The following is a 26,647-nucleotide window of genomic DNA, read 5'->3' on the forward strand; positions in this document are numbered from 1 at the left end:
CAGAACGGAGATCCGCCTTCAGCCGTCCTGACTGCTGCGCGCCAGGGAATAGACGAGGATCTGAGTGACGGTCTGGCCGTCCGCGGAGAACGGCAAAAGAATGCCGTATTCGGACCGCCAGCGACCCTCGGGCGAGACGAACTCGGATACCTGGTAAAGATGCGTGCGCCCGGTGCGAATGCGCTCGTAAACCGCCAGCGCTTCTTCCGGGCTGGACCAGAAGACGCCGTCCTGCACCAGCTTGCCGGTTGGGTCGTGGCCGCGCAGGCGCACTTCGTCGGTGCCCACCACGCGGTAGCGGTAGATGCCCATGCCCTCGTCATCCACGCCCTCGACGTCGACCAGCAGGATGCTGGAGAGATGGCGCGGCACCGCCTCGGGCTGGAAGTCGGCGCGCTTCGGCATCGGGCGGCCCTGCCGCAGACTGTCCCAGTAGGAGAAGATCTCGGCGATCCGCAGCGGGCAGTCGGCGAGGAAGTCGCGGCCGGTGCTTTGGGCAGAGACGGCAGGGCGCGGCCTGGGCGTGTCGTCTTTCAGCGCCATGAACGATTCCCCCTGGCCCTCCGCTTACATCCTGTCAGAGGGCCCTCCAGCGGCCACCGATGGCTGCGATCCGAGGCCGGATAAGCAAAAGGCTTAATTCACAGTTAACCAATACATTGTTAGTTGATAGGCGAAAGCAAGACCAGTTTCTCTTGTCCTCTGTTCGAATGCCGCAGGAGCGTCAACCTGGAAATCACCGTCCCCTCCGTCATCCCCGGTGCCATGATCGGCGCCTCGGTGCTGCTGGCGGCGCTCGCCTACCTGCGCGCCATGCCCGGCGCGCCTGCGGGGGCCGGTTATTGGACCGCCGGCTATGCCCTATGGGTGTTGCGCCTCGGCCTCTACCTGGTCGGCGAGCCGCTGCATCCCCAGTTCGCTGTGTTCCTCGCGGAGGCCATGCAGGGCGTCTCGGCGCTCATGCTGCTGTGCGGCACCCTGTCCTTCCTGGGTCATAGCACCCCGCGGCTGCTTCTCACGCAGGTGGTGGTCGCGGTTTTCCTGTGGTCCGGATTCAGTACCTTCATCGTCGACGACTTCCTGCTGCGCGCGGTCCCGCTCTATGCGGTGTCCGGCGGCGCCTTGATCGCGGCCGGCGTCTGCATGCTGCGCGCCCGGCCCGAAGCTGCAGTCGCCGCCGGCCGCTTTGTCGGACTCATTCTGATCCTCTGGGGACTGCACAAGATCGAGTATCCCTGGCTGCGCCCGGTCGAGTGGTTTGCCCCCGTCGGCTTCCTGATCTCGCAGTTCCTCGCCATGGCGGCGGCGGTCGGTTTGCTGCTGACGATCGCCGGCCGGCTGCATAGCCGCGCGGCGGTGCTTGAGCGCCAGCACGAGCAAAGCCGCGAGCACCTGCAGACCCTCAACCAGTTGCTGGAGATCTCGCTCGGCAGCAAGCCGCTTGAAAAGCAGCTCGAGGACGCCCTCGACGCGATCCTGGCCGCGCCCTGGCTGGCCGTAGAGCCGGAAGGCGGCGTGTTCCTGGTGGATGACGGGGCACTGCGTCTGGCAGTGCAGAAAAACCTGCCGCGGCCCCTCCACACGATCTGCCAAAGGGTCGCCTTCGGCCAGTGTCTCTGCGGCCGGGCCGCCGCCCAGCAGCACATCATCCATGCCTCCCATGTCGACGAGCGCCACGAGAACGGCTTCGAGGGCATGGGGCCCCATGGCCACTATGCCGTTCCGCTGGTCTTCGGTGGGGAGACCCTCGGCGTCCTCATCCTCTCTCTGCCGGACGGGCGCGAGCGCGACGAGGCGGAGATGGCTCACCTGCGCGCCGTTGCCGACGCTTTGGCCGGCATCATCATCCGTCAGCGCGCCGAGTCGGCTGCCGAGGAAAGCCGCCGCCGTCTGATCGAGGCTCAGCGCATCGCGCAGGTCGGCAGCTGGGAGACCGATCAAGAGGCAAAATCCTCCATCTGGTCCGACGAGGTGTACCGCATTCTCGGTTACCGCCCTGGCGAAATCGAAGCCTCACAGGAAGCCTTTCTCGCCCGCGTCCACCCGGATGATCGCGCCGCCGTCGTCGACGCGCTGACGCAGGTCGACCAGAAGGACAGCTTGATCATCGATCACCGGGTTGTGCACCCGGATGGCACGGTGCTTTACGTTAGCGAGATGGGCGAGGTGGTGCGCGACGAGGCCGGGCGTGCCCTGCGCATCGTCGGCACCACCCAGGACATCACAGAGGACAAGGCCGCCGAACAGGCTCTGGTCAAAGCCAAGCAGGCGGCCGAGGCCGCCAACCGCGCGAAATCCAGCTTTCTGGCAACCATGAGCCACGAACTGCGTACGCCGCTGAACGCGGTCATCGGCTTTTCCCAGTTGCTTGAGCACCTGGAGTCAGAAACAGCCGGTGCCCACGGCGGTCTCGCCAAGGATGTCGGCAAGTATCGTGAATACGTCGGGCACATCCGCGAAAGCGGTGAACATCTGCTCTCGGTGATCAATGACATTCTGGATCTGTCGCGGGTCGAGGCCGGCCAGTCGGCATTGAGCGAAAGCCTGATCGACGTCGCTGACCTCGTGCGCCGGACGGTCGGCCTGATGGAGGCCAAGGCACGTGACGGTCAGTTGCAACTGGCCGTCAGCTTGCCCGAGCGACCGCTGCATCTGCAGGGCGACGAACGGGCCATCAAGCAGATTCTGCTGAACCTCGTTGCCAACGCGCTGAAGTTCACCAGGCCCGGCGGGCGTGTGGTGGTGGAATTGAAAGTCGCCGGCGGAGCGCTGGAAATGGCCGTACAGGACACCGGCATCGGCATTGCCCCCGAGGATCAGCAGCAGGTCTTCGAGCCGTTCTTCCAGGTCGAGAGCGAACTCAATCGGCGCTTCGAGGGTACCGGCCTCGGGCTGCCGCTCGTGCGTTCGCTGGTCGAACTCCACGGCGGCCAGATCGCTCTCCACAGCGTGCCCGAGCAGGGCACCCGGATCAGCGTGGTCTTCCCGCACCACCGGCTCCTCGTCGCTTCAGAGGCCATGGCCGGGGAGTGACAGCCAAGCAGCGCCTTCTGGGGCTCTTACGGATTTCCTCCCTATCTATCCCGAAATCGCCGCAAAAAGGCCACAGTCCCTTTCCAGGTTGGCCGGCACCGCCTTGCGGCGCTGCATCGCCGCGGGTCGGCAGGTGAAATCGGCGGCTTGCTCCCGGGTTGAGCGTCTGCTTTGGTAGCCCAGTGGGTTCCTTATCCCGGCCGCCTTGTTATCGAGGCGTTCGGGGGGCAGGCTGACATGGGGAAGGGGCCCGGCAGCGCCACCGGCGCAAGCCACGGGTATCGTAGAGAGGGATATTAAAAGTCGACGGCCATGCAGGATACCATCGCCCTGGTCGATGACGACCGCAACATTCTGACCTCCGTTTCCATCGCCTTGGAGGCCGAGGGTTTCAAGGTGCGCACCTACAACGACGGGGCCGAAGCGCTGCGCGGCATTGCCGCCAATCCGGTCGATCTGGCGGTGCTCGACATCAAGATGCCGCGCATGGACGGCATGGAGTTGCTCGGTCACCTGCGCAAGTCTTCCAACCTGCCCATCATCTTCCTGACCTCCAAGGACGACGAGATCGACGAGGTACTGGGCCTGCGTATGGGCGCGGATGACTACATCACAAAGCCGTTTTCCCAGCGTCTGCTGATCGAGCGCATCCGCGCCCTGTTGCGGCGGGAGAAGGGCGGCGAGGATGCCGAGGGCGGCAGCGAGACAGCGGAGGCGCCCGTCGTGCGCGGCGAACTGACGCTCGATCCGGCGCGCCACCTCTGCAGCTGGAAGGGGGGACGCATCAATTTGACGGTGACCGAGTTCCTCATCCTGAAAGCTCTGGCGCAGCGCCCCGGTCATGTGAAAAACCGCGACCAGCTGATGGACGCGGCCTATGGCGAATCGGTTTACGTCGATGACCGCACCATCGACAGCCACATCAAGCGGCTGCGCAAGAAGTTCCGCGACGTCGACGACAGCTTCCAGCAGATTGAAACGCTCTATGGCGTCGGTTACCGCTACCGGGAAGCCTGAGCTGCACGGCAGGGCGCGGCGGCGCGCCGATAGCCTGGAGGGGCAGGGCACCAACATGTTGCGGCGGCAGAACGGCGAAGGCGGCAGGGCGGCGGGCAAGCGCGCACGCCAGACCGAGTCCCGCGCCGACGAGACGTCGACGACCCGGCCGCCGCGGCGCCACTCACGCGGCTGGCGCTCGCCGTTGGTCCGCCGCATCCTCACGATCAACGTCCTGGTGTTGGCGATTCCGGTGCTCGGCCTGATGCATCTAGACCAGTACCGCAACAGCCTGATCGCCGCGGAGATCGATTCGCTGCGCATCCAGGCCCGCGCCTTTTCGCTGTCGCTCGGCTCGACGGCGGTCGTCGCAACCCAAGTGGGCGATGAGCGCCTGCTACCCGAAGTGACGCGCAACCTCATGCGCGTGCTGCTGGTCGACACCGGCGTGCGTGCGCGCATCTTCGCGCGCTCCGGTGAAATCCTGGCGGACAGTTTCGTTCTGGGCGGACCAGGTGGGCAGGTGCAGATCCAGACCCTGCCGCCGGACCGGGACGGCGGCTTTGGCTTGCTGCGTCGCCTCTTAAATCTCGCCATGCAGTGGTTGCCCGGCAAGGACAGCTTCCCGCTCTACCGGGAAGCGCGCGAGCAGAAGGCGGCCGATTACGATGAGGTGATCGGCGCGCTAGCCGGCCAGAGCCCCGGCATGGTGCGCCTCGACCGCCAGGGCCGCCTGGTGCTCTCCGTCGCGGTCCCGGTGCAGCGGTACCGCCAAGTGCTGGGCGCCCTTATGCTGTCGAAGGACGGCGCCGTGGTCGACGCTGCCGTCGACGACCGCCGGCGCGACATCCTCATCGTCTGCGGCGTTGCCCTGGGCGTCACCGTGCTGCTGTCGTTCTACCTCGCCGGCACCATCGCGCGGCCGATCCGCCGCCTGGCGCTGGCTGCCGACCAGGTGCGCTCCGGCAAGGGCCGGCAGTTCGAACTGCCGGACTTTACCCGCCGCGGCGACGAAATCGGCGATCTTTCCGATTCGCTGCGCGCGATGACCGAGGCACTATGGCATCGCCTCGACGCCATTGAGGCTTTTGCCGCCGATGTGGCGCATGAGATCAAGAACCCACTGACGTCGCTGCGCAGCGCAGTGGAAACCGTCGCTCGTGTGGAAGACCCGGAGCAGCAGAAGAAGCTGATGTCGATTATCCTCGACGATGTGCAGCGCCTCGACCGCCTGATCAGCGATATTTCCGACGCCTCGCGGTTGGATGCCGAGCTGTCGCGCGCGGAAACCGATATCGTCGACATTGGCGGGCTGTTACGCGCGCTGGTCGCCGTGCAAGAGGCCGGCGAGCGTGCCGAAGCGCCGCGCTTCCAGCTCGACGTGCTCGACCACCAGGACCTCTCGGTGCCGGGCATCGAAGGCCGCCTCGGGCAGGTGTTCCGTAACCTCATTTCCAATGCAGTGACCTTCTCGCCGCCCGGTGGCACCATCCGCCTCGCCGCGCAACGCCAGGCCGGCGACGTGGTGGTGTCGATCTCCGACGAGGGCCCCGGCATTCCGGAAGGCAAGCTGGAGGCTGTGTTCCAGCGTTTCTATACCGAGCGGCCCGCGGGCGAAAAGTTCGGCACCCACTCCGGCCTTGGCCTTTCGATCTCCAAGCAAATCGTCGAGGCGCACGGCGGCACCATCCGCGCGGAGAATCGCGGCGATCCGGAAGGCCGGGTCTGCGGTGCCTGCTTTACCGTGCGCCTGCCGGCCGACTAGCCGGTCATGGCAGAGGCACCGACTGAAGACTTGGTCCATGCCACGGCGGTCATGCTGGCGGAGCCCGATCTCGGCGAATGGGCGGTACTGCTGCGCGGGCCGTCCGGGGCCGGCAAGTCGGACATCGCCCTGCGCCTCATCGACCGCGGTGGCATGCTCGTCAGCGACGACCAGACCCGGCTGCAGGCGAACGGCGGACGCCTCTGCGCCTTTCCGCCAGAGACAATCGCCGGCAAGCTGGAGGTGCGCGGCCTCGGCATAGCGCAGTTGCCCTACCGCGCCGGCGTGTCAGTGGCCTTGGTCGTCGATCTCAAGCCGGCCGCGGCGATTGAGCGCCTGCCGGAACCGCGGCTGGAAACGCTGTGCGGTGTTGCCGTAAGCCGCATCGACCTCGATCCGGCGCAGATTTCGGCGCCGGAGAAGCTGCGCCTTGCCTTACGCGCGGCGGCCTCGCGTATAATGCGCGCCGATTCGGCGGGCCCCTTTGCTGGCCCGGATGCTGGTCTGGATACTGGCCTGGATACTGGTACGCCTATGAGCGACGACACTCCGAGCGATGCGGAGCCGGCAGGCGGAGCGGCTCCGGCACATGCGTCCCGGCAGAACGAGCGCACGCGCCTGGTTCTGGTGACCGGCCTGTCCGGCGCCGGCCGCTCCAGCGCGTTGCGGGTGCTGGAGGACGAGGGCTACGAGGCCATCGACAACCTTCCGCTCAGCCTGCTGCCGGCGGTTGTGCATGAGGTCGGTCTGCGGCGGCCGATCGCCATCGGTGTCGATATCCGCACCCGCGATTTCGCGGTCGGCCCGGTGCTGGAACAGCTCGACCGCCTCGCCGCCAGTCCTGGCTTCGCCATTACGCTGATTTTCTTTGACTGCGACGACGAGGTGCTTGGGCGCCGCTTCACCGAGACACGGCGGCGCCATCCGCTGGCCCAGGGTCGCCCGGTGGCCGACGGCATCGCGGTCGAGCGCCGCCTGGTGGCGCCCTTGCGCGAGCGCGCCGACATGGTGATCGACTCCTCTCACCTGACCCCCGCCGAACTGCGCCAGCAGCTGCTCGGCCGCCTTGGTCTGGGCGGCAGTGCCGGCATGTCGGTTTTCGTCACCTCGTTCTCCTTCCGCCAGGGTCTGCCGCGCGAGGCGGATCTGGTGTTCGATGTACGCTTCCTCGCCAATCCGCATTACGAGCCCGACCTGAAGCCGCTGAGTGGCCAGGACGACGAGGTCGCCGCCTACGTGGCCCGCGATGCCGGTTTCCCCCCGTTCTTCGACCAGTTGACGGCCATGCTGGACGGCCTGCTGCCGCGGTACGAGCGCGAGGGGAAGAGCTATCTGACCATCGCCGTCGGCTGCACCGGCGGGCGCCATCGGTCGGTTTTCGTGGCCGAGCGCTTAGCTTCCTGGCTGCGGGAGCACGGCCGTCCGGTCCATCTCACCCACCGCGACATCTCCCGCGATCCGGCCCGTGCGGCGGCGCCGGACTGAGCGCCCGGTTGACCGGAAGCGGCGATTGGGCCCTTATCATGGCGTCAAAAGCGGTGAGGCCAGGTCGCCCGCGGCCGAAAATCGGGTGCGGCGTTGGCGAGCAGGGAGCTAAGGATGATTGGTCTGGTCTTGGTAACCCACGGACGTCTGGCGGTGGAATTCGTCCAGGCGCTGGAACACGTCGTCGGCCCACAGGAGAACGTCACGGCAATCTGTATCGGTCCGGAAGACGACATGGAACAGCGCCGGCGGGACATTATCGACGCAGTCGCGGCGGCCGACGAAGGGGATGGCGTGGTGCTGCTGACCGACATGTTCGGAGGCACGCCGTCGAACCTGGCGATCTCCGTGCTCGATAAGGGCCAGGTGGAGGTGATTGCCGGTATTAACCTGCCGATGCTGATCAAGCTTACCGGCCTGCGCAGCACCGCCACCCTGTCGGAGGCTGTGACCCAGGCCCAGCTCGCCGGGCGCAAGTACATCAATGTCGCCTCGCAACTGCTCGACGCGGACAAAGACTGATGAGCGGGGAATGACGGGCGCGACAGAAAGCAAGGGCAGTGCCCCGGCCGCCGTGCGGCGGCAGGTGACGATCTGCAACCAGAAGGGGTTGCACGCGCGTGCCGCGGCGAAATTCGTTAAGCTGGCGGGAAGGTTCGACGCGCAGGTGACGGTCGAGAAGAACGAGACCCGGGTACCCGGCGGTTCGATCATGGGATTGATGATGCTGGCGGCCGGGCCCGGCTGCGATATCGAGATTGAGGCAAGCGGGCCTGAAGCGGAGGCGGCGGTGGATGCACTGGCGCAACTGGTGGCCGGCAAGTTCGATGAAGACGGATAAGAAGAAGAAACCAAGGGAGGAACGCGTTCTCGATGGACTCGGCGTCGCGCCGGGCGTGGCCATCGGGCCTGCCTACGTGCGCGAGGCCGGCGACCTGCAGGTCGTCGAGTACCAGATCCCCGCCGGGAAGGTGAAGGCCGAGAAGGCGCGCCTTGCCGAGGCCGCGGCCAAAGCGGGCCGCCAAGTCGGCAAATTGAAAGCGAAGGCGGTCGGCATCCACGGCCTCGCCGCCGAGGAACTTGGCTACCTGCTGGAAGCACACCTGCAGATGCTGAACTCGACACGCCTGATCGGCGGCATCGAGCGCCGAATCGAAGGCGACCGGCGCAACGCCGAGGCCGCCGTGATGGCCGAGATCTCCGCCCTCGCCCAGGAATTCGAGGCGATGGAGGACAGCTACCTCTCGGCCCGCGCGGAGGACGTGCGTGAGGTCGGTCACCGCCTGCTGCGCTGCCTCACGGACGTCGAGTTCCACGGCTTCAGCGGGCTGGAAAGAGGCAGCATCGTCATCGCCGAGGAGATATCGCCGGCCGACACCGCGTTGATGGACCCGCGCGAGATCGGCGGCTTCTCCTGTGTTCTGGGCGGCGCCGAGGGGCACACCGCGATTATGGCCCGCTCGCTGGGCCTGCCCGCGGTGGTCGGCGTGCCGGGCCTGCTGCCGACGGTGCGCTCCGGCGACCTGCTGATCGTCGACGGCAGTAATGGCCTGGTCATCGTCAACCCGACGCCGGCCCGGCTGGCCGGTTACGAGCGGCGCCTCAAGGACATGGCCCGCGAGGTCCGCTCGCTCGCGCGGCTGCGCGACGTGCCGGCCAAGACCCGCGATGGTCAGCACGTCGGCCTGCAGGTAAACCTGGAACTGCCGCGCGAGCTGAACCAGGTGAGCGAGAGCGGCGCCGAGGGCGTCGGTCTGCTGCGCACCGAGTTCATGTACATGAACCGCAATGACCTGCCCGGCGAGGAGGAGCAGTACCAGGCCCTGGCGGAGATCGTGAAGGCCATGAAGGGCCGGCCGGTCACGGTCCGCACCCTCGATATCGGCGGCGAGAAGCTGGCCACTTCGCTGGGCGAGCAGCTCGGCGAGTCGGCCAACCCGGCACTGGGCCTGCGCGCCATCCGGCTGTCGCTGAAGGAGCCGCAGCTGCTGCGTCCGCAGCTGGCCGCCATGCTGCGCGCGGGGGTGCACGGGCCCCTGCGCATTCTGCTGCCGATGATCACCACGCCCGGCGAAGTGCGTGCCGTTCGCAAGGAGTTGGACAAGACCGCCCGGCGCCTGGCCCGCCGCGGCATTGCCATCGCCGACCCGCTGCCCCCGGTGGGCGTGATGATCGAGGTGCCGGGCGCCGCCCTGGCCGCCGACTCGCTGTCACAGGTCGCCGACTTCTTCGCCATCGGCACCAATGACCTCACCATGTACACCCTCGCCATCGACCGCGGCGAAGAGCGCGTCGCCCACCTCTACAACCCGCTGCACCCGGCGGTCCTGCGGCTTATCCAGTTCACCGTCGAAGCGGCCTTGAGGGCCCGCATCCCGGTCTCGGTCTGCGGCGAAATCGCCGGCGACCCGCGCTTCACCGCCCTGCTGGTGGGGCTAGGCGTGCGCGAGCTGTCAATGACCGCCAAGGCGGTCCCGCGGGTGAAGAGCCGCATCCTTTCCATCGATATGCACACCGCCGGACGACGCGCCATGATGATCATGGAGCAGGTCGACAGCGGGCGGATCGCCGCCCTGCTCGACGACTTCAACGAGACCGCGAACTAACGGGCCGATCTTCCCGCCTGCACAGCCTTGCGGCGCGGCGTCGGGGCTGATACATGACCCGGTCTATTCCCGATCCGGCGCATTCGCGCCGACCCGGCCCCGCCAGGCATCGCGCGGGGGCGGTAGCTGAAGGTAGGAAGGAAAGCATGGCCGAATTCACCGATTATGTGGTGGCGGATCTCTCCCTGGCTGCTTGGGGCCGCAAGGAACTGGAAATCGCCGAGACGGAAATGCCGGGCCTGATGGCCTTGCGCGAGGAGTTCGGCCCGTCCCAGCCGCTCAAGGGCGCCCGCATCGCCGGCTCGCTGCACATGACGATCCAGACCGCCTGCCTGATCGAAACCCTGCAGTCCCTGGGCGCCGAGGTGCGCTGGGCCTCCTGCAATGTCTTCTCGACCCAGGATCATGCCGCCGCGGCCATCGCCGCGACCGGCACCCCCGTCTTTGCCTTCAAGGGCGAGAGCCTGGAGGAGTACTGGGACTTCACCCACCGCATCTTCGAGTGGCATGACGGCGGTACGCCGAACATGATCCTCGATGACGGTGGTGATGCCACGCTGCTGATTCACCTCGGCATGAAGGCGGAAAAGGACCTCTCGGTGGTCGCCAATCCGACCAACGAAGAGGAAGAGGCGCTCTTTGCCGCCATTAAGAAGCGCGTCGCCGAGAAGCCCGGCTGGTATTCCGCGCTGGGCAAGGCGATCCGCGGCGTGACCGAGGAGACCACCACCGGCGTCCACCGTCTCTACGAGATGCAGAAGGCCGGTACCCTGCTGTTCCCGGCCATCAACGTGAACGATTCGGTGACCAAGTCAAAGTTCGACAACAAGTACGGCTGCCGCGAGAGCCTGGTCGACGCTATCCGCCGCGGCACCGACGTGATGATGGCCGGCAAGGTCGCCACCGTCGCCGGCTTCGGCGACGTCGGCAAGGGCTCGGCGGAATCCCTGCGCAGCGCCGGCTGCCGTGTGATGGTGACCGAGGCCGACCCGATCTGCGCCCTGCAGGCGGCAATGGAAGGCTATGAGGTGGTGACCATGGACGAGGCGGCCTCGCAGGCCGACATCTTCGTCACCGCCACCGGCAATGTCGACGTCATCACCGTCGACCACATGCGCCAGATGAAGGATCGCGCCATCGTCTGCAACATCGGCCACTTCGACTCCGAGATCCAGGTCGGTGCGCTGCGCAACTTCAAGTGGGACAACATCAAGCCACAGGTCGACCAGATCGAGTTCCCGGACGGCAAGAAGATCATCCTGCTGGCTGAGGGCCGCCTGGTGAACCTGGGCGTCGCCACCGGCCACCCCAGCTTCGTCATGAGCGCCTCCTTCACCAACCAGGTGCTGGCACAGATGGAGCTCTGGGCCAACGCGGAGAGTTACGGCAAGACCGTAGCCGTGCTGCCCAAGCATCTGGACGAGAAGGTCGCCGCCCTGCATCTGCAAAAAGTGGGCGCCAAACTGACCCAGCTGTCCAAGAAGCAGGCCGACTACATCGGCGTTGCCGTCGACGGCCCCTTCAAGCCAGAGCACTACCGCTACTAGGGGAAACGAGAGGCTGGCTGCCGGGCAGCGCCGCCGGCTGCGGGCGCCTTGCCGCCCGCACGGCTTGCGCTTAGACTCGCATCCTGTGAGAGGGGCCTCGACAGAGCGCCGGCCGCGCCGGCGGGATAGAACAGCGCAGGTTTTCGCTGAAGCGATGACGCGCGCGGCTCATCGGGCCCATCCCGCGGCGGCCCGCGCCGGAGGACCGGATGGCTGAATCCGCCGGGCAGATGGCAGCGGGAGGCTGGGGGTTACTTTGGCTCCTGCTGCTCTCCCTCGTTGCCCTAGGCCTTTGTCTCTGGCTCATCGTGCAGTCGCGCAGGAAACTGGCGGACAGCAAGGCCGAAACCACGGCAGCGCGGCGCCGTGCCGCGGTACTCGATGGTGTCCTTGCCGCCTCGCCCTGGCCGCAGATCACGCTTTCTCAGGGCGGTACGGCCTCTCAGGGCAGTGCGGCGCCGGCCGCTGCCGCGATGCTCGGCCTCCCGGCAGATGCGCCGGTGACCGAGGCGCTGCTGCTCGCCTCACTGGATGCCAATGCGCGGACCCGGGTCGAACCGGCGCTGGAGGCGCTCGGCCGCGACGCTACGCCCTTCGACCTGGAAGCGCGACTGGCCGATGGCAGCCGCCTGTTGGTTCTGCACGGGCGCCCTGCAGCCGGAGAGCCCGGTGCGGCGGGCGCCGCCACGATCTGGTTCGAAGACCGCTCGGACTCCGCGCGCCGCGAGGCGGCCCTGAAGAACGAGGCCAGGCATCTGCGCGCTGTGCTCGATGGCTTACCCATGCCGCTGTGGCTGCGCGACGGCGACGGACGCCTGACGGACTGCAACCGGTACTACGCCGAAGCGGTCGACAGCGATGTCGAAACGGTGCGCCGCGAGGGGACCGAGCTGCTGGGCCGCGCCAAGGGACCGTCCGCAGTGGCGCTGGCCGAGCAGGCGCGCGCCGGCGGCACGGCCGCCAGCGAAACCCATCACGTCGTCATGGGCGGCGGACGCCACCTGCTGGAGATCTTCGAGCTGCCCTTCGGCAAGGGCGCGAGCCTTGGCTTCGCTGTCGACCGCACTCAGCTGGAAGAAGTCCAGGCCGAACTCGGCCGTCACATCCGGGTGCAGTCGGAGATGCTGGAGAACCTCTCCACCGCCATCGCGATCTATGGACGCGACCTCCACCTGATGTTCTTCAATACCGCCTATGCACGGCTGTGGGAGCTCGATGAGGATTTCCTGCAGACCCACCCGCATCTCGGCGATGTGCTGGAGGCCCTGCGCGAGCGGCGGCGTTTCCCGGAGTACCCCAACTTCCCCGCCTACAAGCGCGAGGTGCTGCAGAAGTACGCGACCCTCATCGCCCAGGAGGAGGAGCTGGTCCACCTGCCCGACGGATCGACACTGCGCATGGTGGTCACGCCGCATCCCTTCGGCGGCATCCTGTTGTCTTACGAAGACGTCACTGACCGCCTGGCGCTGGAGCGCAGCTACAACACCCTGACCGAAGTGCAGCGCGAAACCATCGACAACCTCTACGAAGGCATCGCCGTCTACGGCGCCGACGGGCGCGTCAAGCTGTTCAACCCGGGACTCTGCCACCTCTGGCACCTCGACCCGGAATTCCTGCGCGGCGAACCGCACGTGCGTGACGTGCTGCCGCGGACCCGCGATCTCTTCCCGGTGTCCGACGAAGACTGGCCGGAGGTCTTCGAGCTTCTTGTCGGCCGCACCACCGATCCCGACACGCGCAGCGGGCGGCTGGAGCGGACCGACGGCAGCGCCATCGACTGGGCGCAGGTGCCGCTGCCGGACGGTGGTGTGCTTTTCAGCTACGTCGACGTGACCGACACCCTGCGCGTCGAGCGCGCCCTCATCGAGCGCAACGAGGCGCTGGAAACTGCCGACCGCCTGAAATCGGAATTCATCGCCAACATCTCCTACGAGCTGCGCACGCCGCTGAACGCCATCATCGGCTTCGCCGAAGTGCTGGAGAACCAGTTCTTCGGGGAGCTGAACGAGCGCCAGCTGGAATACAGCCACGCTATCGTGCAGTCCTCGCAGCAACTTATCGCTCTGATCAATGACATCCTCGACCTCGCTTCCATCGAGGCCGGCTACCTCCAGCTCGACCTGCAGCCGACCAACGTGCAGACGCTGCTGGAATCGATCTTCACCCTGGGCCGCGAGCGCGCGCACAGTCGCAGCATCGACCTGCGCCTCGACTGCGACCCCGAAGCCGGCGAACTGATGGCCGACGGCCGCCGCCTCCGCCAGGCGCTGTTCAACCTCTTGTCCAACGCGCTGAAGTTCACCAAAGAGGGCGGCGTCGTCACCATCGCCGCGAAGCGGCTTGCGGGCGAAATGCTGTTGGAGGTTGCCGATACCGGTATCGGCATTCCCGACGAGGACCGCGAGCGGGTGTTCGGCAAGTTCGAACGCGGTTCGCGCGAGACGCGCCACTCCGGTGCCGGCCTCGGACTGTCGCTGGTGAAAAGCCTTATCGAGCTGCACGGCGGCCGCGTCGAACTCGATTCGCGGGTCGGCGGCGGCACCTGCGTCACCTGTCATGTCCCGCTCGGGCCGCTGCCGCTCGGCCGCAGCCAGGCCGCCGGCGATGGGCCTGCCGCCAAGCAGGACGTGGCGGAGTAGATCCGCCGCTCAGTGCGTCGAGGCTTCCTCGGGCACGCCCTTGGTGGTCGAATATTCCCAATGCAGCGCCTCGCCGGGGAAGACCAGCGGTCGGATGGCGTGGGCGGCCAGCGCCGCCTCGGAAAACCCGGTGAGAATCAGCTTCAGCTTGCCCGGGTAGTGGGCGATGTCGCCGATGGCGAAGATGCCCGCCGCGCTGGTCTCGGCGGTCGCCGGGTTCACCGTGATGTGGTGGTGGTCCAGTGCGAGCCCCCAGTCGGCGATCGGACCGAGATTCATGGAGAGGCCGAAGAAGGGCAGCAAGCTGTCGGCCGGCAATGTCTTCTTGTGGCCTTCCAGGTCTGCAACGATCACGCCGCTCAGCTGCCGCCCGTCGCCTTCCAGGCCGGCCAGCTGGTAGGGGATCACCAGCTCAACCTTGCCGTCGGCGACCAGCCGTTCCAGCTGGCTGACGCTCTCAGGCGCCGCGCGAAACTTGGCGCGGCGGTGCACCACGGAGATCTTCTCTGCCAGCTCGGCCAGCGAATTGGCCCAGTCGACGGCGGAATCGCCGCCGCCCGCAATGACGATGCGCTGGCCGCGGAAGCTCTCGCGCCGCTGTACCAGATAATGCACGGAGCTGCCCTCGTAGCCCTCGATGCCTTCCAGCGGCGGCCGGTTGGGCCCGAAAGCGCCGCAGCCGGCGGCGATGATCACTGCGGTGGCCTCGATCACGGTGCCCTTGGAGGTGGTGAGGCGCCAATGCTTCCCGTGCTCCTGCCCTTCCGCCTGGTGCTGCAGGCTGGTGACCTGCTGGCCCAGGTGATAGATCGGGTCGAAGGGGGCCGCCTGCTCTGCCAGGCGGTCCACCAGATCCTGCGCCATGACCCGTGGATAGCCGGGAATGTCGTAGATCGGCTTTTCCGGATAGAGCGCCGCGCACTGGCCGCCGATCATCTCCAGGGTGTCGATCACGTGGCAGCGCATCTTCAGCATGCCGCATTCGAACACCGCAAAGAGGCCGACCGGGCCGCCGCCGATGATGGCGACATCGGTGGAATAGAGGGGCGAAAGAGGGGTCGCGTCCGCCAAAAAAGGTCTCCTCGTAACGGCTGGAAAGGGGGAACAGAGGTCGTGGCCCGCGCGCCGGCGCCTAAGATGGCGGCGCCCGGCCCTCCTGACAAGCCGCCGGGCGCCCCCGGATCGTCTGGCAGCGCCCCCCTAGGGAGACTTGGCGGGACTGCGGAGGACCGGGCAAAGCGCGGGACGCGGGACAGTTGCCGCGGCGAAGGGCGCCCGGTAAAAAGGCCGCTCATGATGACCGCGATCCAGATGTCCGCCCCTTCCGCCCCGCTGCCGCCCGCTACGCCGCTCCTGGACCTGCCGCTGCCGGACCTGGCGGCGACCGAGGCCCTGGGCCGGGCGCTTGCGCGCCTGCTGCGGCCCGGCGACGTGGTCGCCCTCTACGGTGACCTCGGCGCCGGTAAGACGGCGCTGGCCCGCGCCCTGATCCGTGCGCTGCCGGGCCTGCCGGGGGCTCCCGGGGACGCCGCCGAGGAAGAGGTGCCGAGCCCGACCTTCACCCTGGTGCAGACCTACGAGCGCGATCCGGCGCCGGTCTGGCATTTCGACCTCTACCGCATCGAAGACAGCTCGGAGGTTGAGGAACTGGGGCTTTCCGAGGCGTTGGCCGGGGATATCAGCCTCATCGAGTGGCCGGAACGTCTCGGCGCCGGGCTGCCCGCGGCGGCGCTGAGGATCTGCCTGGACTTCTGTGAGGACGGGCAGGGTCGGCGCGCTCGCCTTTCCGGTGGCGGGAACTGGGCCCTGCGCCTGGCGGAGCTGCAATCTTGACCGACAACCGCGAAGAGCTGTGCCGGCGTTTCCTGGAACAGGCCGGCTGGGGCGCCGCCGAGCGGGGGGTGCTGGCCGCCGATGCGTCCTTCCGCCGCTATGACCGTCTGCGGCGCGGCGGCGAGACGGCGGTGCTGATGGACGCGCCGCCGCCGCAGGAAAACGCGGAGATCTTTCATTTCCTCACGGAGTGCCTGCTGGACATCGAGCTCAGCACGCCGCGGCCCCTAGCGCTGGATGCCCAGGCTGGCTTTCTGCTGTTGGAGGATTTCGGCGATCGCACCTTTACCCGCGCTCTTGCCGAGGGCGCCGACGAGGCCGAACTCTACCGCCTCGCCACCGACACCTTGGTGGCGCTGCACCAGCGTTGGTGGGTGGAATCACCCAAGATTCCGGCCTATGACGAGGCGAAGCTGCTGGCCGAGGCGGCGTTGCTGGTCGACTGGTTCCTACCGGCGATGACCGGCAGGGAAACCCCGGCGGCGTTGCGCGAATCGTACATCGCGGCCTGGCGCGAGGTGGTGCCGGTGATGCTGCCCGACCCGAAGCGCGTGCCGCACAAGCTGGTGCTGCGCGACTACCATGTCGACAACCTGATGGTCATCGAAGGACGCCAGGGCGTCGCCCGCTGCGGCCTGTTGGATTTCCAGGACGCGCTGATGGGGCCGGTCAGCTACGATCTTGTGTCCCTGCTGGAGGATGCGCGCCGCGACGTCTCGCCCGCGGTGGTGACGGAGATGCTGGAGCGCTACCACGCCGGCATGCACAACCTCGTCGACCGCTGGGCCTTCGCGGCTTCCTACGCGGCCTTGGGCGCACAGCGCAACGCCAAGATCATCGGCATCTTCACGCGGCTGTCGCGACGCGACAACAAGCACGGCTATCTGCGGCACATTCCCCGCGTCTGGCGTCTGTTGGAAGGCGATCTGGCGACGCCGGCGCTGGCGCCGGTGAAGGACTGGTTCGACCGCGAGGTCCCGCCCGCGCTGCGCGGCACGCCGACCCAACCCGAGCCACAGAAGCCCGAGAAGAAACAGAAGGACGTGCAGGGATGACTGCGGGACCCACCACCGCCATGGTACTCGCGGCGGGCCTCGGCCAGCGCATGCGCCCGATCACCGACAAGATGCCCAAACCCCTGGTGCCACTGCGCGGCGAGGCGATGCTCGACACCATCCTCGACCGCCTGGAGGTGCACGGTATCGAAAAGGTGGTGGTGAATCTGCACTACCTGGGGGGGATGATCGTCGACCACCTTGAGGGACGCAAGCAGCCGGCCATCGTGTTCTCGCAGGAGGACGCTCTACTGGAGACCGGCGGCGGTGTAAGGAAGGCGTTGCCTCTTTTGGGTGACGAGGCCTTCTTCGTTCTGAACGGCGATGTCTGCTGGCTCGACAGCCTGACACCGGCACTGGAACGCCTGGCCGACGCCTGGGACGCGGCGGAGATGGACGCCCTGCTGCTGCTGCACCCGACCTGCAGCGCGTTCGGTTACGAGGGCATCGGCGATTACTTCATGGACCCGGTCGGCCGCCTGCGCCGCCGCCAGGAACGCCAGATCGCGCCCTTCATTCACGCCGGCATCCAGATCCTCCATCCGCGCCTCTTCGACGGCACGCCGGAGGGCTCCTTCTCGCTGAACAGGCTCTACGACAAGGCACAGGAGGCCGAGCGCCTGTGGGGTGTGCGCCACGACGGCGAGTGGTATCACGTCGGCACTCCGGCCGAGTTGCGCGCGGTCGAGGACGCGCTGCACCATCTCGCGCAATCCTCCGGGCAGAAATAGCGCGATGACCGGCGCGCCGGCCGTCTTCACGATCCCCGCCGGTCAGTCCTTCGTCGATGCCCTGGCCTGGGGTCTGCTGCGGCGCTACGCGGGCAGCCCCGAAAGCCTTGCCGCCGCCACGGTGCTGCTGCCGACGCGGCGTGCCTGCCGTTCACTGCAGCAGGCCTTCCTGCGTGCGTCTGACGGGGCGCCCCTGCTGCTGCCCCGGCTGCTGCCGCTCGGTGACCTTGATCCCGACGAACTGCTGTTCGAGCAGCCTTCCTTTCCCGGGGCGGGCGAGGCAAGCCTGCCGCCGGCGATCTCCGCCGTGCAGCGCCAGCTGCTGATGGCTTCCTGTATCCTCGCCCACAGCCGCGCGCTGGCGGACGAGACCGGCGGCGCGATCTTGAGCGAGGACCAGGCGATCCGCCTCGCCGGCGAACTCGCCCACCTGCTCGACCAAGTGGAGACCGAGGGGCTCGACTTCGCAGCGCTGAAAGACCTGGTGCCGGAAGACTACGCCGCCCACTGGCAGATCACGCTGGAGTTCCTGCGCATCGTTACCGAGGAGTGGCCGAAGATCCTCGATGGGCTCGGCTGCATCGGTCCCGCGGAGCGGCGCCGCCGCCTTGCGGAACTGCAGAGCGCGGCGTGGCAACGCCAGCCGCCTGCCGATCCGATCATCGCCGCCGGTTCGACCGGCTCGATCCCGGCGACTGCCGAACTGTTGCGCACCATCGCCGCCCTGCCGCAAGGCGCCGTGGTCCTGCCGGGTCTCGACCTCGACAGTGACGACGATATCTGGCGCGAGATTCGCCGCGACCCCAGCCATCCGCAGTACGGCATGGCGCAGCTGCTCGACCGGCTGGGGATTGCACGTGACACCGTCGGACTCTGGTCTGAAGGGGTGGCGGCTGAGGTCGATGCGGGCCGCGCGCGCTTCGCCAACCTGGCGCTGCGCCCGCCGGAGGGCACCGCGCGCTGGCGCGAGGCCAGGGTTGAGGCCTTCGATGCCGCGCTGGACGGCGTGCAGCGTGTCGACTGCGCGGATTCCGGCGAAGAAGCCTTGGTCATCGCGCTGCTGCTGCGCCGTCAGATCGAGCAGCCCGGCACCACTGCTGCGCTGGTGACGCCGGACCGCAATCTTGCACGCCGCGTCGCTACAAACCTGCAGCGCTGGCGCATCGAGGTGGACGATTCCGCCGGGCGCAGTCTCGCCAACACACCGCCCGGCGTTTTTCTGCGTCTGACCGCCGACATGGCCGCCGATCGATTCGCGCCGGTCGCGCTGCTGGCTGCGCTGAAACATCCTTTGGCGGCGGGGGGACAGGCGCCCGCGACCTTCCGCCGCCGCGTGCGCGAACTTGAACTGGCCGTGCTGCGCGGCGCGCGCCCGGCCGCCGGCCTGGACGGCCTGCGTCGTGCATTGGTCGGATCAGCGGCATCGCAAGTCCTGCTGTCATGGTTCGACCGCCTGGCGGAAGACCTGGCGCCCCTCGCCGAGGCGCTCGCCGCCGAAGGGGACGGCGATCCCAAGCGGCTCAGCGATCTCGTCGCCGCTCACCTGGCCGCCGCCGAGGCCTTGGCCGCCAGCGATGCAGAAAGCGGCGCCGACCGCCTGTGGGCCGGGGAGGCCGGGGAGGCGGCGGCGGCCTTCGCCAGCGAACTCGCCGAGGCGGGCATCGCGACACCGGTCACCCGCAGCCTGCACTACCCGGCGGCCCTTGAAGCCTTGATGGCCGGGCGTGCGGTCCGGCCGCGCTACGGCCTGCACCCGCGCGTCGCCATCCTGGGGCCGCTGGAGGCGCGCCTGCAGCACGCCGACGTTCTCATTCTCGGCGGGCTCAACGAGGGCACCTGGCCGGCGGAGGTCGATCCCGGCCCCTGGCTCAGCCGTCCCATGCAGTCGGCCTTTGGTTTGCCATTGCCGGAACGCCGCATCGGCCTTGCCGCGCACGACTTTTTCCAGGCCTTCTGTGCGCCGCGGGTCTATCTGACGCGCGCGCAGCGGGTCGAGGGAGCGCCCACGGTGCCGGCGCGCTGGCTCAGGCGCATCGACGCCCTGCGCGACGGGCTCGGGCTCAATGTGAACCTGCATGCCGAGCAGGCGACGCTGAAGGCCTGGGCGGCGGCGCTGGATGCGCCACGCGAGAGCATCCGCATCAGCGAGCCCCTGCCGCGGCCGCCGGTTTCGGCGCGGCCGCGCAAGTTGTCGGTGACGCGCATCGAAACCTGGATGGGCGACCCCTACGCGCTCTATGCGCGCGAAATCCTGCGGCTGCGCCCGCTCGACCCGCTGGATGCCGACCCCGGCGCGGCGGAGCGCGGCACCCTGGTGCACGCGGCGCTCGAAGCCTTCCTCAAGGACCATTCCAATGCACTGCCGGTTAACGCCCTCGATCGCCTGATCGAGATTGGCGCCGAGGTGTTCCATCCGATCAGCGCCAAGCCCGGTGCCTTCGCCTTCTGGTGGCCACGCTTCCTGCGCGTCGCCCACTGGTTCGTTGCCGAAGAGCAGGCGCGCCGCGCCGGGATTGCCGAGAGCTTCGTGGAAACCACGGGCGAACTGAGGATCGACGCACCCTTTGCACCCTTCACGCTGACTGCCAAAGCCGACCGCATCGACCGCCGCAACGACGGCACGCTGGAGATCATCGACTACAAGACGGGCGCGCCGCCGGAGAAGAGGAAGGTGGACCGTGGTTTCGCACCCCAATTGCCGCTGGAGGCAGCGATCGCCGCCGCCGGCGGCTTTCACGGAGTGCCACCGGCGCCGGTCGGCGCGCTGACATTCTGGCGGCTTTCCGGTGGTACGCCGCCGGGTGAGATCCTGGCGGCAAGCCAGAACGATCCCGCAACGCTGGCCGCAGAGGCGCTGGAAGGCTTGCAGCGCCTCGTCGCTTCCTTCGACGATCCGGCGACGCCCTATGCCTGCAAGCCGCGGCCGGAACTGGCGCCGCGCTTCGGCGACTACGATCACCTCTCGCGCATCGCCGAATGGTCGGCGGGGGCGGAAGACTGATGGGCACGGCAGCCGATCACATCGTCGCGCAAGCCACGGAGGCGCAGCGCCAGGCCACGGATCCCGAGGCTACGGTCTGGGTCTCGGCTTCGGCGGGCAGCGGCAAGACCAAGGTGCTGGTCGACCGCGTGCTGAGCCTGCTGCTGCGCGGCAGCGCGCCGGGCAGGATCCTCTGCCTGACTTTCACCAAGGCCGCGGCGGCGGAGATGGCCAACCGCCTCTCCGGCCGTCTCGCCGGCTGGGTCACCGCCGAGGAGGCGGTTTTGCGCGCCAGCCTGGAGGAACTGACCGGCGGGCCGGTCGACGACGACCTGCTGCCGCGCGCCCGGGCTCTCTTTGCCCGTGTCCTCGACACGCCGGGCGGCATCAAGATCCAGACCATCCATGCATTCTGCCAAGCGCTTCTGGGACGCTTCCCGCTGGAGGCCGGCGTCGCGCCCAACGCGCGGGTGCTGGACGAGCACGAGTCGGCGGACCTGCTGGAAACGGCGCGGGTCGAGGTGCTGTCCCAGGCACTGAACGACCAGGGCCGACTGTCGGACGCCATCGCCATCTTGACCGCGCACCTGCAGGAGGATCGCTTCACCGAGGTGCTGCAGCAGCTCATTCACGAGCGCGGCCGCCTCGCCGACCTGAAGGCCGTGCGCGGCAACGTTGACCGTGTGGCAGAAGACGTCTTCACGCTGCTGGGCGTCGATCCGGCGGAGACGCCGGAGGACGCCATCGCCAAGGCCTGCGCCGAGGGCGCCTTCGAGCGTACCGCCTTGATGGGTGTCATGGAGGCCTGGGCCACCGGTACGGCGAACGAACAGAAGAAGTCTGAGCAACTGGCGAACTGGCTCGCCGCCGATGGTGCCGCACGCGCTGAAACGTTCGAGTCTCACTGCGGTCTCTTCCTCACCAAGGAGGGTGAGGCGCGCAAGACCCCGCTGACCAAAAAGGTGCTCGCCGACTTCCCCGCCGCGCTCGCTGCCGTGCAGGACGAAGCCGAGCGCCTGATCCTCGTCAGCCAACGGTGCAACGCCATCACCGTGGCACGCGGCACCCGCGCTCTGCTGGTGCTTGGCGACGCCATCGTCGCCGCCTATCAGCGCCACAAGGAAGCGCGCGTCCTGCTCGATTACGACGATCTCATCCACTTCTCTGCGCGCCTTCTGGCGCGCCAGGGCGGTGTTTCCTGGGTGCTGTTCAAACTGGACGGCGGCCTCGACCACCTGCTGGTCGACGAGGCGCAGGACACCAGCCCCGAGCAGTGGCGCATCGTCGAGATGCTGACCTCGGAGTTCTTCGCCGGCGCCGGCGCGCACGAGGACCGCGCCGAGACGGTGCGCACGGTCTTTGCTGTCGGGGATCCCAAGCAGTCGATCTATTCCTTCCAGCGGGCCGACCCGGCGGAGTTCCAGCGCATGCGCGATCTCTTTCGCGGGCGGGCGCAGCGCGCGCAGCACCGCTGGCGCCCGGTCTCGCTGGCCGTCTCCTTCCGCTCGACCGAAGCGGTATTGAGCACCGTCGACGCCGTCTTCGCCGCTGAGGCGGCGCAGGACGGCGTGCTGTTCGGGGAGGCGGCGATCCGCCACCAGGCGAAACGCGTGGGTGATGCGGGCCTCATCGAAGTCTGGCCGCCGGCGCCGCCCGCCGAGAGCGAGAGTCTGGACTCCTGGGCACTGCCGCTGCCTAGCCGCAGCGACAGCCCGGCGCCCCTGCGGCTCGCGCGCCTCGTGGCACGGCGCATCTGGTACTGGACCGTCAGTGCCGAGGGGGCAGACGATTCGGCCTGCCAGCTGGCAGCGCGCGGCCGGCGCATGCGCCCTGGCGACGTCATGGTGCTGGTGCGCCGGCGCAACGCCTTCCTCGCTGAGCTGGTGCGCGAACTGAAAACACTGGGCGTCCCGGTTGCCGGCGTCGACCGGATGAACCTTACCGAGCAACTGGCGGTGATGGATCTGATGGCGCTGGGCCGCGTGCTGTTGCTGCCGGAAGACGACCTGAGCCTCGCCTGCGTGCTGAAAGGGCCGCTCATCGGCTTCGACGAGGACCAGATCTTCGCGCTGGCGCACGGCCGCGGGCGCAGGAGCCTGTGGCAGCGTCTGGGGGAACTGGCGAAGGATGATCCCGCCTTCGCTGGCGCGCGCAGTTACTTGGAAGATCTCGCCGCGCGCGCTGACTACGTGGCGCCCTTCGAGCTCTACTCGGCTTTGCTGGGCGCCGGGCGCGGACGGGAGAAACTGCTGGCGCGTCTCGGTCCGGATGCCGCCGATCCGCTCGACGAGTTTCTCTCTCTCGCGCTCTCCTACGAGCGTGAGAATGCGCCTTCGCTGGAGGGCTTCCTGCACTGGCTCGCCGCCGGCGAGCTGGAGATCAAGCGCGACCTGGAGCAGGAGCACGGCGCGGTCCGCCTGATGACGGTGCACGGATCCAAAGGACTCGAGGCGCCGGTTGTGATCCTGCCGGATACCCTGCAACTGCCCTCGGCTTCCGACGGCCTCTTGTGGGTCCACGACGGCAAGGCAGCGCCGCCGCTGGCCGTCTGGCCGGTGAAACGCGACTACGACCTGCCGATCCTCGGCCTCGCGCGCGCGGCGCGCCAGCAGGCTCAGGAACAGGAGTACCGCCGTCTGCTCTACGTGGCGCTGACCCGGGCCGAAGACCGCCTCTACGTCTGCGGCTGGGAGACCAAACGCTCGGCGCCGGCCGGCAACTGGTACGCCCTGGTACAGGATGCCTTCACGTCCCTGGCCGACCGAGGCGATGTTGAGGCTGTCGACTTCGACTTCACGGCCGATGTGGGTACCGAGGGCTGGGCCGGACCGGGCTGGCGGCTGACGCGGGCGCAGGTTGCGCCGGTCGTCGCCGAAAAGGAGGCGCAGCGGCCCGAGGGCGCACAGCCCGTCCCGCTGCCCGCCTGGGCGGCCACACCAGCGCCGCCGGAGCCGGCGCCGCCGCAGCCTCTGGCGCCCTCGCGTCCCACGGAAAGCGAGCCGCCCTCGCGCTCGCCGCTGGGTGCCGACGCCGGTCGCCGCTTCCGCCGCGGCCTTCTCATTCACCGCCTGCTGCAGTCGCTGCCCGACCTAGCGCCCGGCGATCGCGCCGCGGCGGGCCGCGCCTTCCTTGCCAGCCCGCTGCACGACCTCTCATCGGAACAGCAGGATGAAATCCTTGCGGAAGTTCTGCGCGTGCTCGACCTGCCGGACCTGGCGCCGCTGTTCGGCCCCGGCAGCCGGGCGGAGGTGCCGCTGGCAGGCCTGATCGACACGCGGGCGGGCCCACAGGTGATCGTCGGCCAAGTGGATCGCCTCTTGGTTGAGAACGAGAGCATTTGCCTCATCGACTACAAGAGCCAGCGTCCGGCGCCGCAGCGGGTCGAGGAGGTGCCTCCGCTTTACCTGAAGCAAATGGCGGCCTATCGGGCGCTGCTGGCGCGGATCTATCCAGGCCGGGCGATTCGCAGCTATCTTCTTTGGACGGATCAACCCCGGCTCATGCAACTCAGCGATGCGCTGCTGGAGGGTCACGCGCCTTGACGCTGGCTACTGGCGCTCCCTACATTGAGGGCAGATTGTTACACACCTTTCTCGGATCCTGGAGGCCGCTGCGGCCGTCCGGGCGCCATCGTTACAGGGGTAAGTTTTCATGAGCACAAGAGCTACCAGCGACGGTACGTTCGAGCAGGATGTCTTGAAGGCGCCTGGCCCCGTCCTTGTTGATTTCTGGGCCGAATGGTGCGGCCCCTGCAAGATGATCGCTCCTGCCCTGGAAGAGATCGCCGTGGAGATGGGTGGCCGCGTCACGGTCGCCAAGATCAACATCGACGACAACCCGCACACCCCGCAGAAGTATGGCGTGCGCGGCATTCCCACCCTCATGCTGTTCAAGGATGGCCAGGTCGCGGCCACCAAGGTCGGCGCGGTCGGCAAGGGCCAGCTGATGGAGTGGGTTGAATCGGTCGTCTGAGGCCCTAAATGGATAGGGGTAACGAGGAAAAGTAAGGTTCCAAATACGGTTTCCCCGAAAAGTACCCCTAGAAGCGTACATATCCCCCCAAAAGATGTTCCAGACCCCGCCGGATCGCTCCGGCGGGGTTTTTTCTTTCACCACAGGGCCTTAATCTGGTCTCTGCAGGACAGTCGCCTTGACAGAAAGGCGGCTGTTGTCGAAGGTCCGCCCTCGCGCAGAATCGATTGGTACGGACAATCGACAAGAACAACGATCAGGTCAGAGAAGGTCAGCCGTGGGAAAAGTGAAGTACGACTGCCTCAAGTGTCCGGGCTACTGCTGCTCCTATCCGAATATCCATTTGAAGGATTCGGATATCGAGCGCCTCTCCAAGCACCTCGGCATGTCTGAGAAGGACTTCCGCAAGAAGCACACTAAGAAGGGCTTCAAGGAAGAAGGCGCCGCCAAGCGGCCGACAGTGCTCATCCACCAGGAAGACGAGCACTTCGGCAGCATCTGCTGGTTCTTCGACACCGACAAGCGCCAGTGCACGGTCTACGAGGGCCGGCCCGAGATCTGCCGCGAGTATCCGGGGCGCAAGCGCTGCGGATACTACGAGTTCCTGAAGTTCGAACGCGATGCCCAGGAAGATCCCGACTACGTCGCCATCACGAACAACTACTGATGCGGCTTAGCCGTTCTCGCTCAGGACGTAGCCGGCGAGGTAGAGCGAGCCGCAGATGAGGATGCGGCCGGGCCGTTCTGCTTTCGCGACGATGGCCTTCACGCCGTCCACGACGGACTCGACCGGCAGGGCGTCGATGCCGGCGGCGCTCGCATGGCCGGCGGCCGCCTCGGCGGAGAGGCTGGCCTGCTCACCGGGAATGCGCACGGCCTTCAGGCTGTGCGCGAAGGGCGCCAGCGCCTGCAGGTAGCCGGCGGCGACCTTGGTATCCAGCATGCCGTAGACGAGGTCGAGCGGACGGTCGCCCCAGTCCATCCGTGACCTGTCTTTCAAGGTCGCGGCCAGCGCCTCGCCGGCGGCGGGATTGTGCCCGCCATCGAGCCACAGCTCCCAGCCCTCGGGCAGGGCGTCCACGAGGGGCCCCTGGGTCAGGCGCTGCAGGCGGGCTGGCCAGCTTGCCGTGGCGATACCCTCTGCGATGGCGCGGTCGTCCACGCCGAACTCTCCCAGCAGCGTCGCGCAGGCGACGGCAAGGGCGGCGTTGGCGAACTGGTGCGCGCCGAGCAGAGACGGCCTGGGCAGCACGCGCGGGCCGGCCGCATCCTCGTAGCGGAAACCTTCGGACGTCGGCTCGAAGGTCCAGTCGCGGCCGTGGCAGAACAGCGGGGTGTCGATGCTCTGCGCGTGCCGCTCCAGCACGGTGAGTGTTGCGGGCTCCTGCGGGCCGACCACACAGGTCACCCCCGGTTTCATGATGCCGGCTTTCTCGCCGGCAATGGCGGACAGCGTCGAGCCGAGAAACTGCTGATGGTCGAGGGCGATGGGCGTGATCGCGGTGAGCCGCGGCCTGTCGATGACGTTGGTGGCGTCGAGCCGCCCGCCGAGGCCGACCTCCAGCAGAAGGATGTCGGCGGGCTCTTGTGCGAAGGCGAGGAAGGCGGCAGCGGTGGTCACTTCGAAGAAAGTGATCGGCTCCGGGCCGTTCTCCGCCTCGCAGCGTTCCAGGAGAACGATGAGCGCCGCTTCGTCGATCAGGCCCGTGGTCAGGCGGATGCGCTCGTGGAAGCGCACCAAATGCGGCGAGGTGTAGACCTGAACGCGACGGCCCGCGGCCTCCAGCATGGCGCGCAAAAAAGCCAGCAGCGAACCTTTGCCGTTGGTGCCGGCGACGTGGACCACCGGTGCGAGGCGCGCTTCCGGATGGTCGAGGCGCTCCAGCAGGCGCTCGACGCGGCCGAGCGACAGGTCGATGACCTTGGGATGCAGGCGAGTCAGGCGGTCGAGCACCGCGTCACTGGTCTTGGCGCCAGTGGGTGGGGAGGCATCACGCACGGGAGG

At 67.7% G+C, this 26,647-nt stretch carries 19 protein-coding genes; 16 read left to right on the forward strand and 3 right to left on the reverse strand.

Annotated features, from left to right (window positions below; translation table 11 throughout):
• Window positions 1-18: 18 nt before the first annotated feature.
• Window positions 19-543 carry a PAS domain-containing protein gene (locus WDC82_RS07035; RefSeq protein ID WP_340116544.1) on the reverse strand — a complete coding sequence of 175 codons (525 nt, stop codon included), beginning with the start codon at window positions 541-543 and terminating at the stop codon, window positions 19-21.
• A gap of 123 nt (window positions 544-666) precedes the next feature.
• Here WDC82_RS07035 and WDC82_RS07040 point away from each other — a divergent pair, with 123 nt between their 5' ends.
• From WDC82_RS07040 to WDC82_RS07080, 9 genes are all read left to right on the forward strand, one after another.
• On the forward strand, window positions 667-3,033 hold the full coding sequence (locus WDC82_RS07040; RefSeq protein ID WP_340116545.1) for an ATP-binding protein: 2,367 nt from the start codon (window positions 667-669) through the stop codon (window positions 3,031-3,033).
• A gap of 312 nt (window positions 3,034-3,345) precedes the next feature.
• On the forward strand, window positions 3,346-4,050 hold the full coding sequence (locus tag WDC82_RS07045) for a response regulator transcription factor (protein WP_340116546.1): 705 nt from the start codon (window positions 3,346-3,348) through the stop codon (window positions 4,048-4,050).
• Entirely contained in the window at window positions 4,019-5,794 is a 1,776-nt protein-coding gene (locus WDC82_RS07050; protein ID WP_340116547.1) for a stimulus-sensing domain-containing protein, read from the forward strand. The genes WDC82_RS07045 and WDC82_RS07050 overlap by 32 nt, the downstream gene beginning before the upstream one ends.
• A gap of 6 nt (window positions 5,795-5,800) precedes the next feature.
• Complete coding sequence (gene rapZ / locus WDC82_RS07055) at window positions 5,801-7,279, forward strand: RNase adapter RapZ (protein ID WP_340116548.1); 1,479 nt, start codon at window positions 5,801-5,803, stop codon at window positions 7,277-7,279.
• Between the two features lie 114 nt (window positions 7,280-7,393).
• Window positions 7,394-7,801 carry a PTS sugar transporter subunit IIA gene (locus WDC82_RS07060; protein ID WP_340116549.1) on the forward strand — a complete coding sequence of 136 codons (408 nt, stop codon included), beginning with the start codon at window positions 7,394-7,396 and terminating at the stop codon, window positions 7,799-7,801.
• Between the two features lie 10 nt (window positions 7,802-7,811).
• Window positions 7,812-8,120, forward strand: coding sequence for an HPr family phosphocarrier protein (locus WDC82_RS07065; protein WP_340116550.1), 309 nt, complete (start codon window positions 7,812-7,814; stop codon window positions 8,118-8,120).
• Window positions 8,107-9,885: a phosphoenolpyruvate--protein phosphotransferase gene (gene ptsP, locus WDC82_RS07070; RefSeq protein WP_340116551.1), complete on the forward strand. Its 1,779-nt coding sequence runs from the start codon at window positions 8,107-8,109 to the stop codon at window positions 9,883-9,885. The genes WDC82_RS07065 and ptsP overlap by 14 nt, the downstream gene beginning before the upstream one ends.
• A 146-nt stretch (window positions 9,886-10,031) precedes the next feature.
• On the forward strand, window positions 10,032-11,432 hold the full coding sequence (gene ahcY / locus WDC82_RS07075; protein WP_340116552.1) for an adenosylhomocysteinase: 1,401 nt from the start codon (window positions 10,032-10,034) through the stop codon (window positions 11,430-11,432).
• 209 nt (window positions 11,433-11,641) lie between these two features.
• Window positions 11,642-14,071: an ATP-binding protein gene (locus WDC82_RS07080; protein ID WP_340116553.1), complete on the forward strand. Its 2,430-nt coding sequence runs from the start codon at window positions 11,642-11,644 to the stop codon at window positions 14,069-14,071.
• Between the two features lie 9 nt (window positions 14,072-14,080).
• On the opposite strand, the gene WDC82_RS07085 is transcribed toward WDC82_RS07080, so the two are convergent.
• Window positions 14,081-15,142: an NAD(P)/FAD-dependent oxidoreductase gene (locus tag WDC82_RS07085; RefSeq protein WP_340116554.1), complete on the reverse strand. Its 1,062-nt coding sequence runs from the start codon at window positions 15,140-15,142 to the stop codon at window positions 14,081-14,083.
• Window positions 15,143-15,364: 222 nt separating this feature from the next.
• Here WDC82_RS07085 and tsaE point away from each other — a divergent pair, with 222 nt between their 5' ends.
• The 7 genes from tsaE to WDC82_RS07120 all read left to right on the forward strand — a co-directional run bounded on the left by tsaE (window position 15,365) and on the right by WDC82_RS07120 (window position 25,309).
• A complete protein-coding gene (tsaE, locus tag WDC82_RS07090) occupies window positions 15,365-15,904 on the forward strand; it encodes a tRNA (adenosine(37)-N6)-threonylcarbamoyltransferase complex ATPase subunit type 1 TsaE (protein ID WP_340116555.1) in 540 nt (179 codons plus the stop codon).
• Window positions 15,901-16,959, forward strand: coding sequence for a phosphotransferase (locus WDC82_RS07095; protein WP_340116556.1), 1,059 nt, complete (start codon window positions 15,901-15,903; stop codon window positions 16,957-16,959). The genes tsaE and WDC82_RS07095 overlap by 4 nt, the downstream gene beginning before the upstream one ends.
• Complete coding sequence (locus tag WDC82_RS07100) at window positions 16,956-17,690, forward strand: nucleotidyltransferase family protein (RefSeq protein ID WP_340116557.1); 735 nt, start codon at window positions 16,956-16,958, stop codon at window positions 17,688-17,690. The genes WDC82_RS07095 and WDC82_RS07100 overlap by 4 nt, the downstream gene beginning before the upstream one ends.
• Window positions 17,691-17,694: 4 nt before the next feature.
• Window positions 17,695-20,691, forward strand: coding sequence for a double-strand break repair protein AddB (gene addB / locus WDC82_RS07105; protein ID WP_340116558.1), 2,997 nt, complete (start codon window positions 17,695-17,697; stop codon window positions 20,689-20,691).
• On the forward strand, window positions 20,691-24,212 hold the full coding sequence (addA, locus tag WDC82_RS07110) for a double-strand break repair helicase AddA (RefSeq protein ID WP_340116559.1): 3,522 nt from the start codon (window positions 20,691-20,693) through the stop codon (window positions 24,210-24,212). The genes addB and addA overlap by 1 nt, the downstream gene beginning before the upstream one ends.
• 109 nt (window positions 24,213-24,321) lie before the next feature.
• Complete coding sequence (gene trxA / locus WDC82_RS07115; protein ID WP_340116560.1) at window positions 24,322-24,642, forward strand: thioredoxin TrxA; 321 nt, start codon at window positions 24,322-24,324, stop codon at window positions 24,640-24,642.
• A gap of 277 nt (window positions 24,643-24,919) precedes the next feature.
• Window positions 24,920-25,309 carry a YkgJ family cysteine cluster protein gene (locus WDC82_RS07120; RefSeq protein ID WP_340116561.1) on the forward strand — a complete coding sequence of 130 codons (390 nt, stop codon included), beginning with the start codon at window positions 24,920-24,922 and terminating at the stop codon, window positions 25,307-25,309.
• Window positions 25,310-25,315: 6 nt separating this feature from the next.
• On the opposite strand, the gene WDC82_RS07125 is transcribed toward WDC82_RS07120, so the two are convergent.
• Window positions 25,316-26,641, reverse strand: a complete 1,326-nt coding sequence (locus tag WDC82_RS07125) for a folylpolyglutamate synthase/dihydrofolate synthase family protein (RefSeq protein WP_340116562.1) — start codon at window positions 26,639-26,641, stop codon at window positions 25,316-25,318.
• Window positions 26,642-26,647: the final 6 nt, after the last annotated feature.

It is taken from the genome of Pelagibius sp. 7325, assembly GCF_037652055.1.
In the GTDB taxonomy this organism is placed as follows: Bacteria; Pseudomonadota; Alphaproteobacteria; order Kiloniellales; family Kiloniellaceae; genus Pelagibius.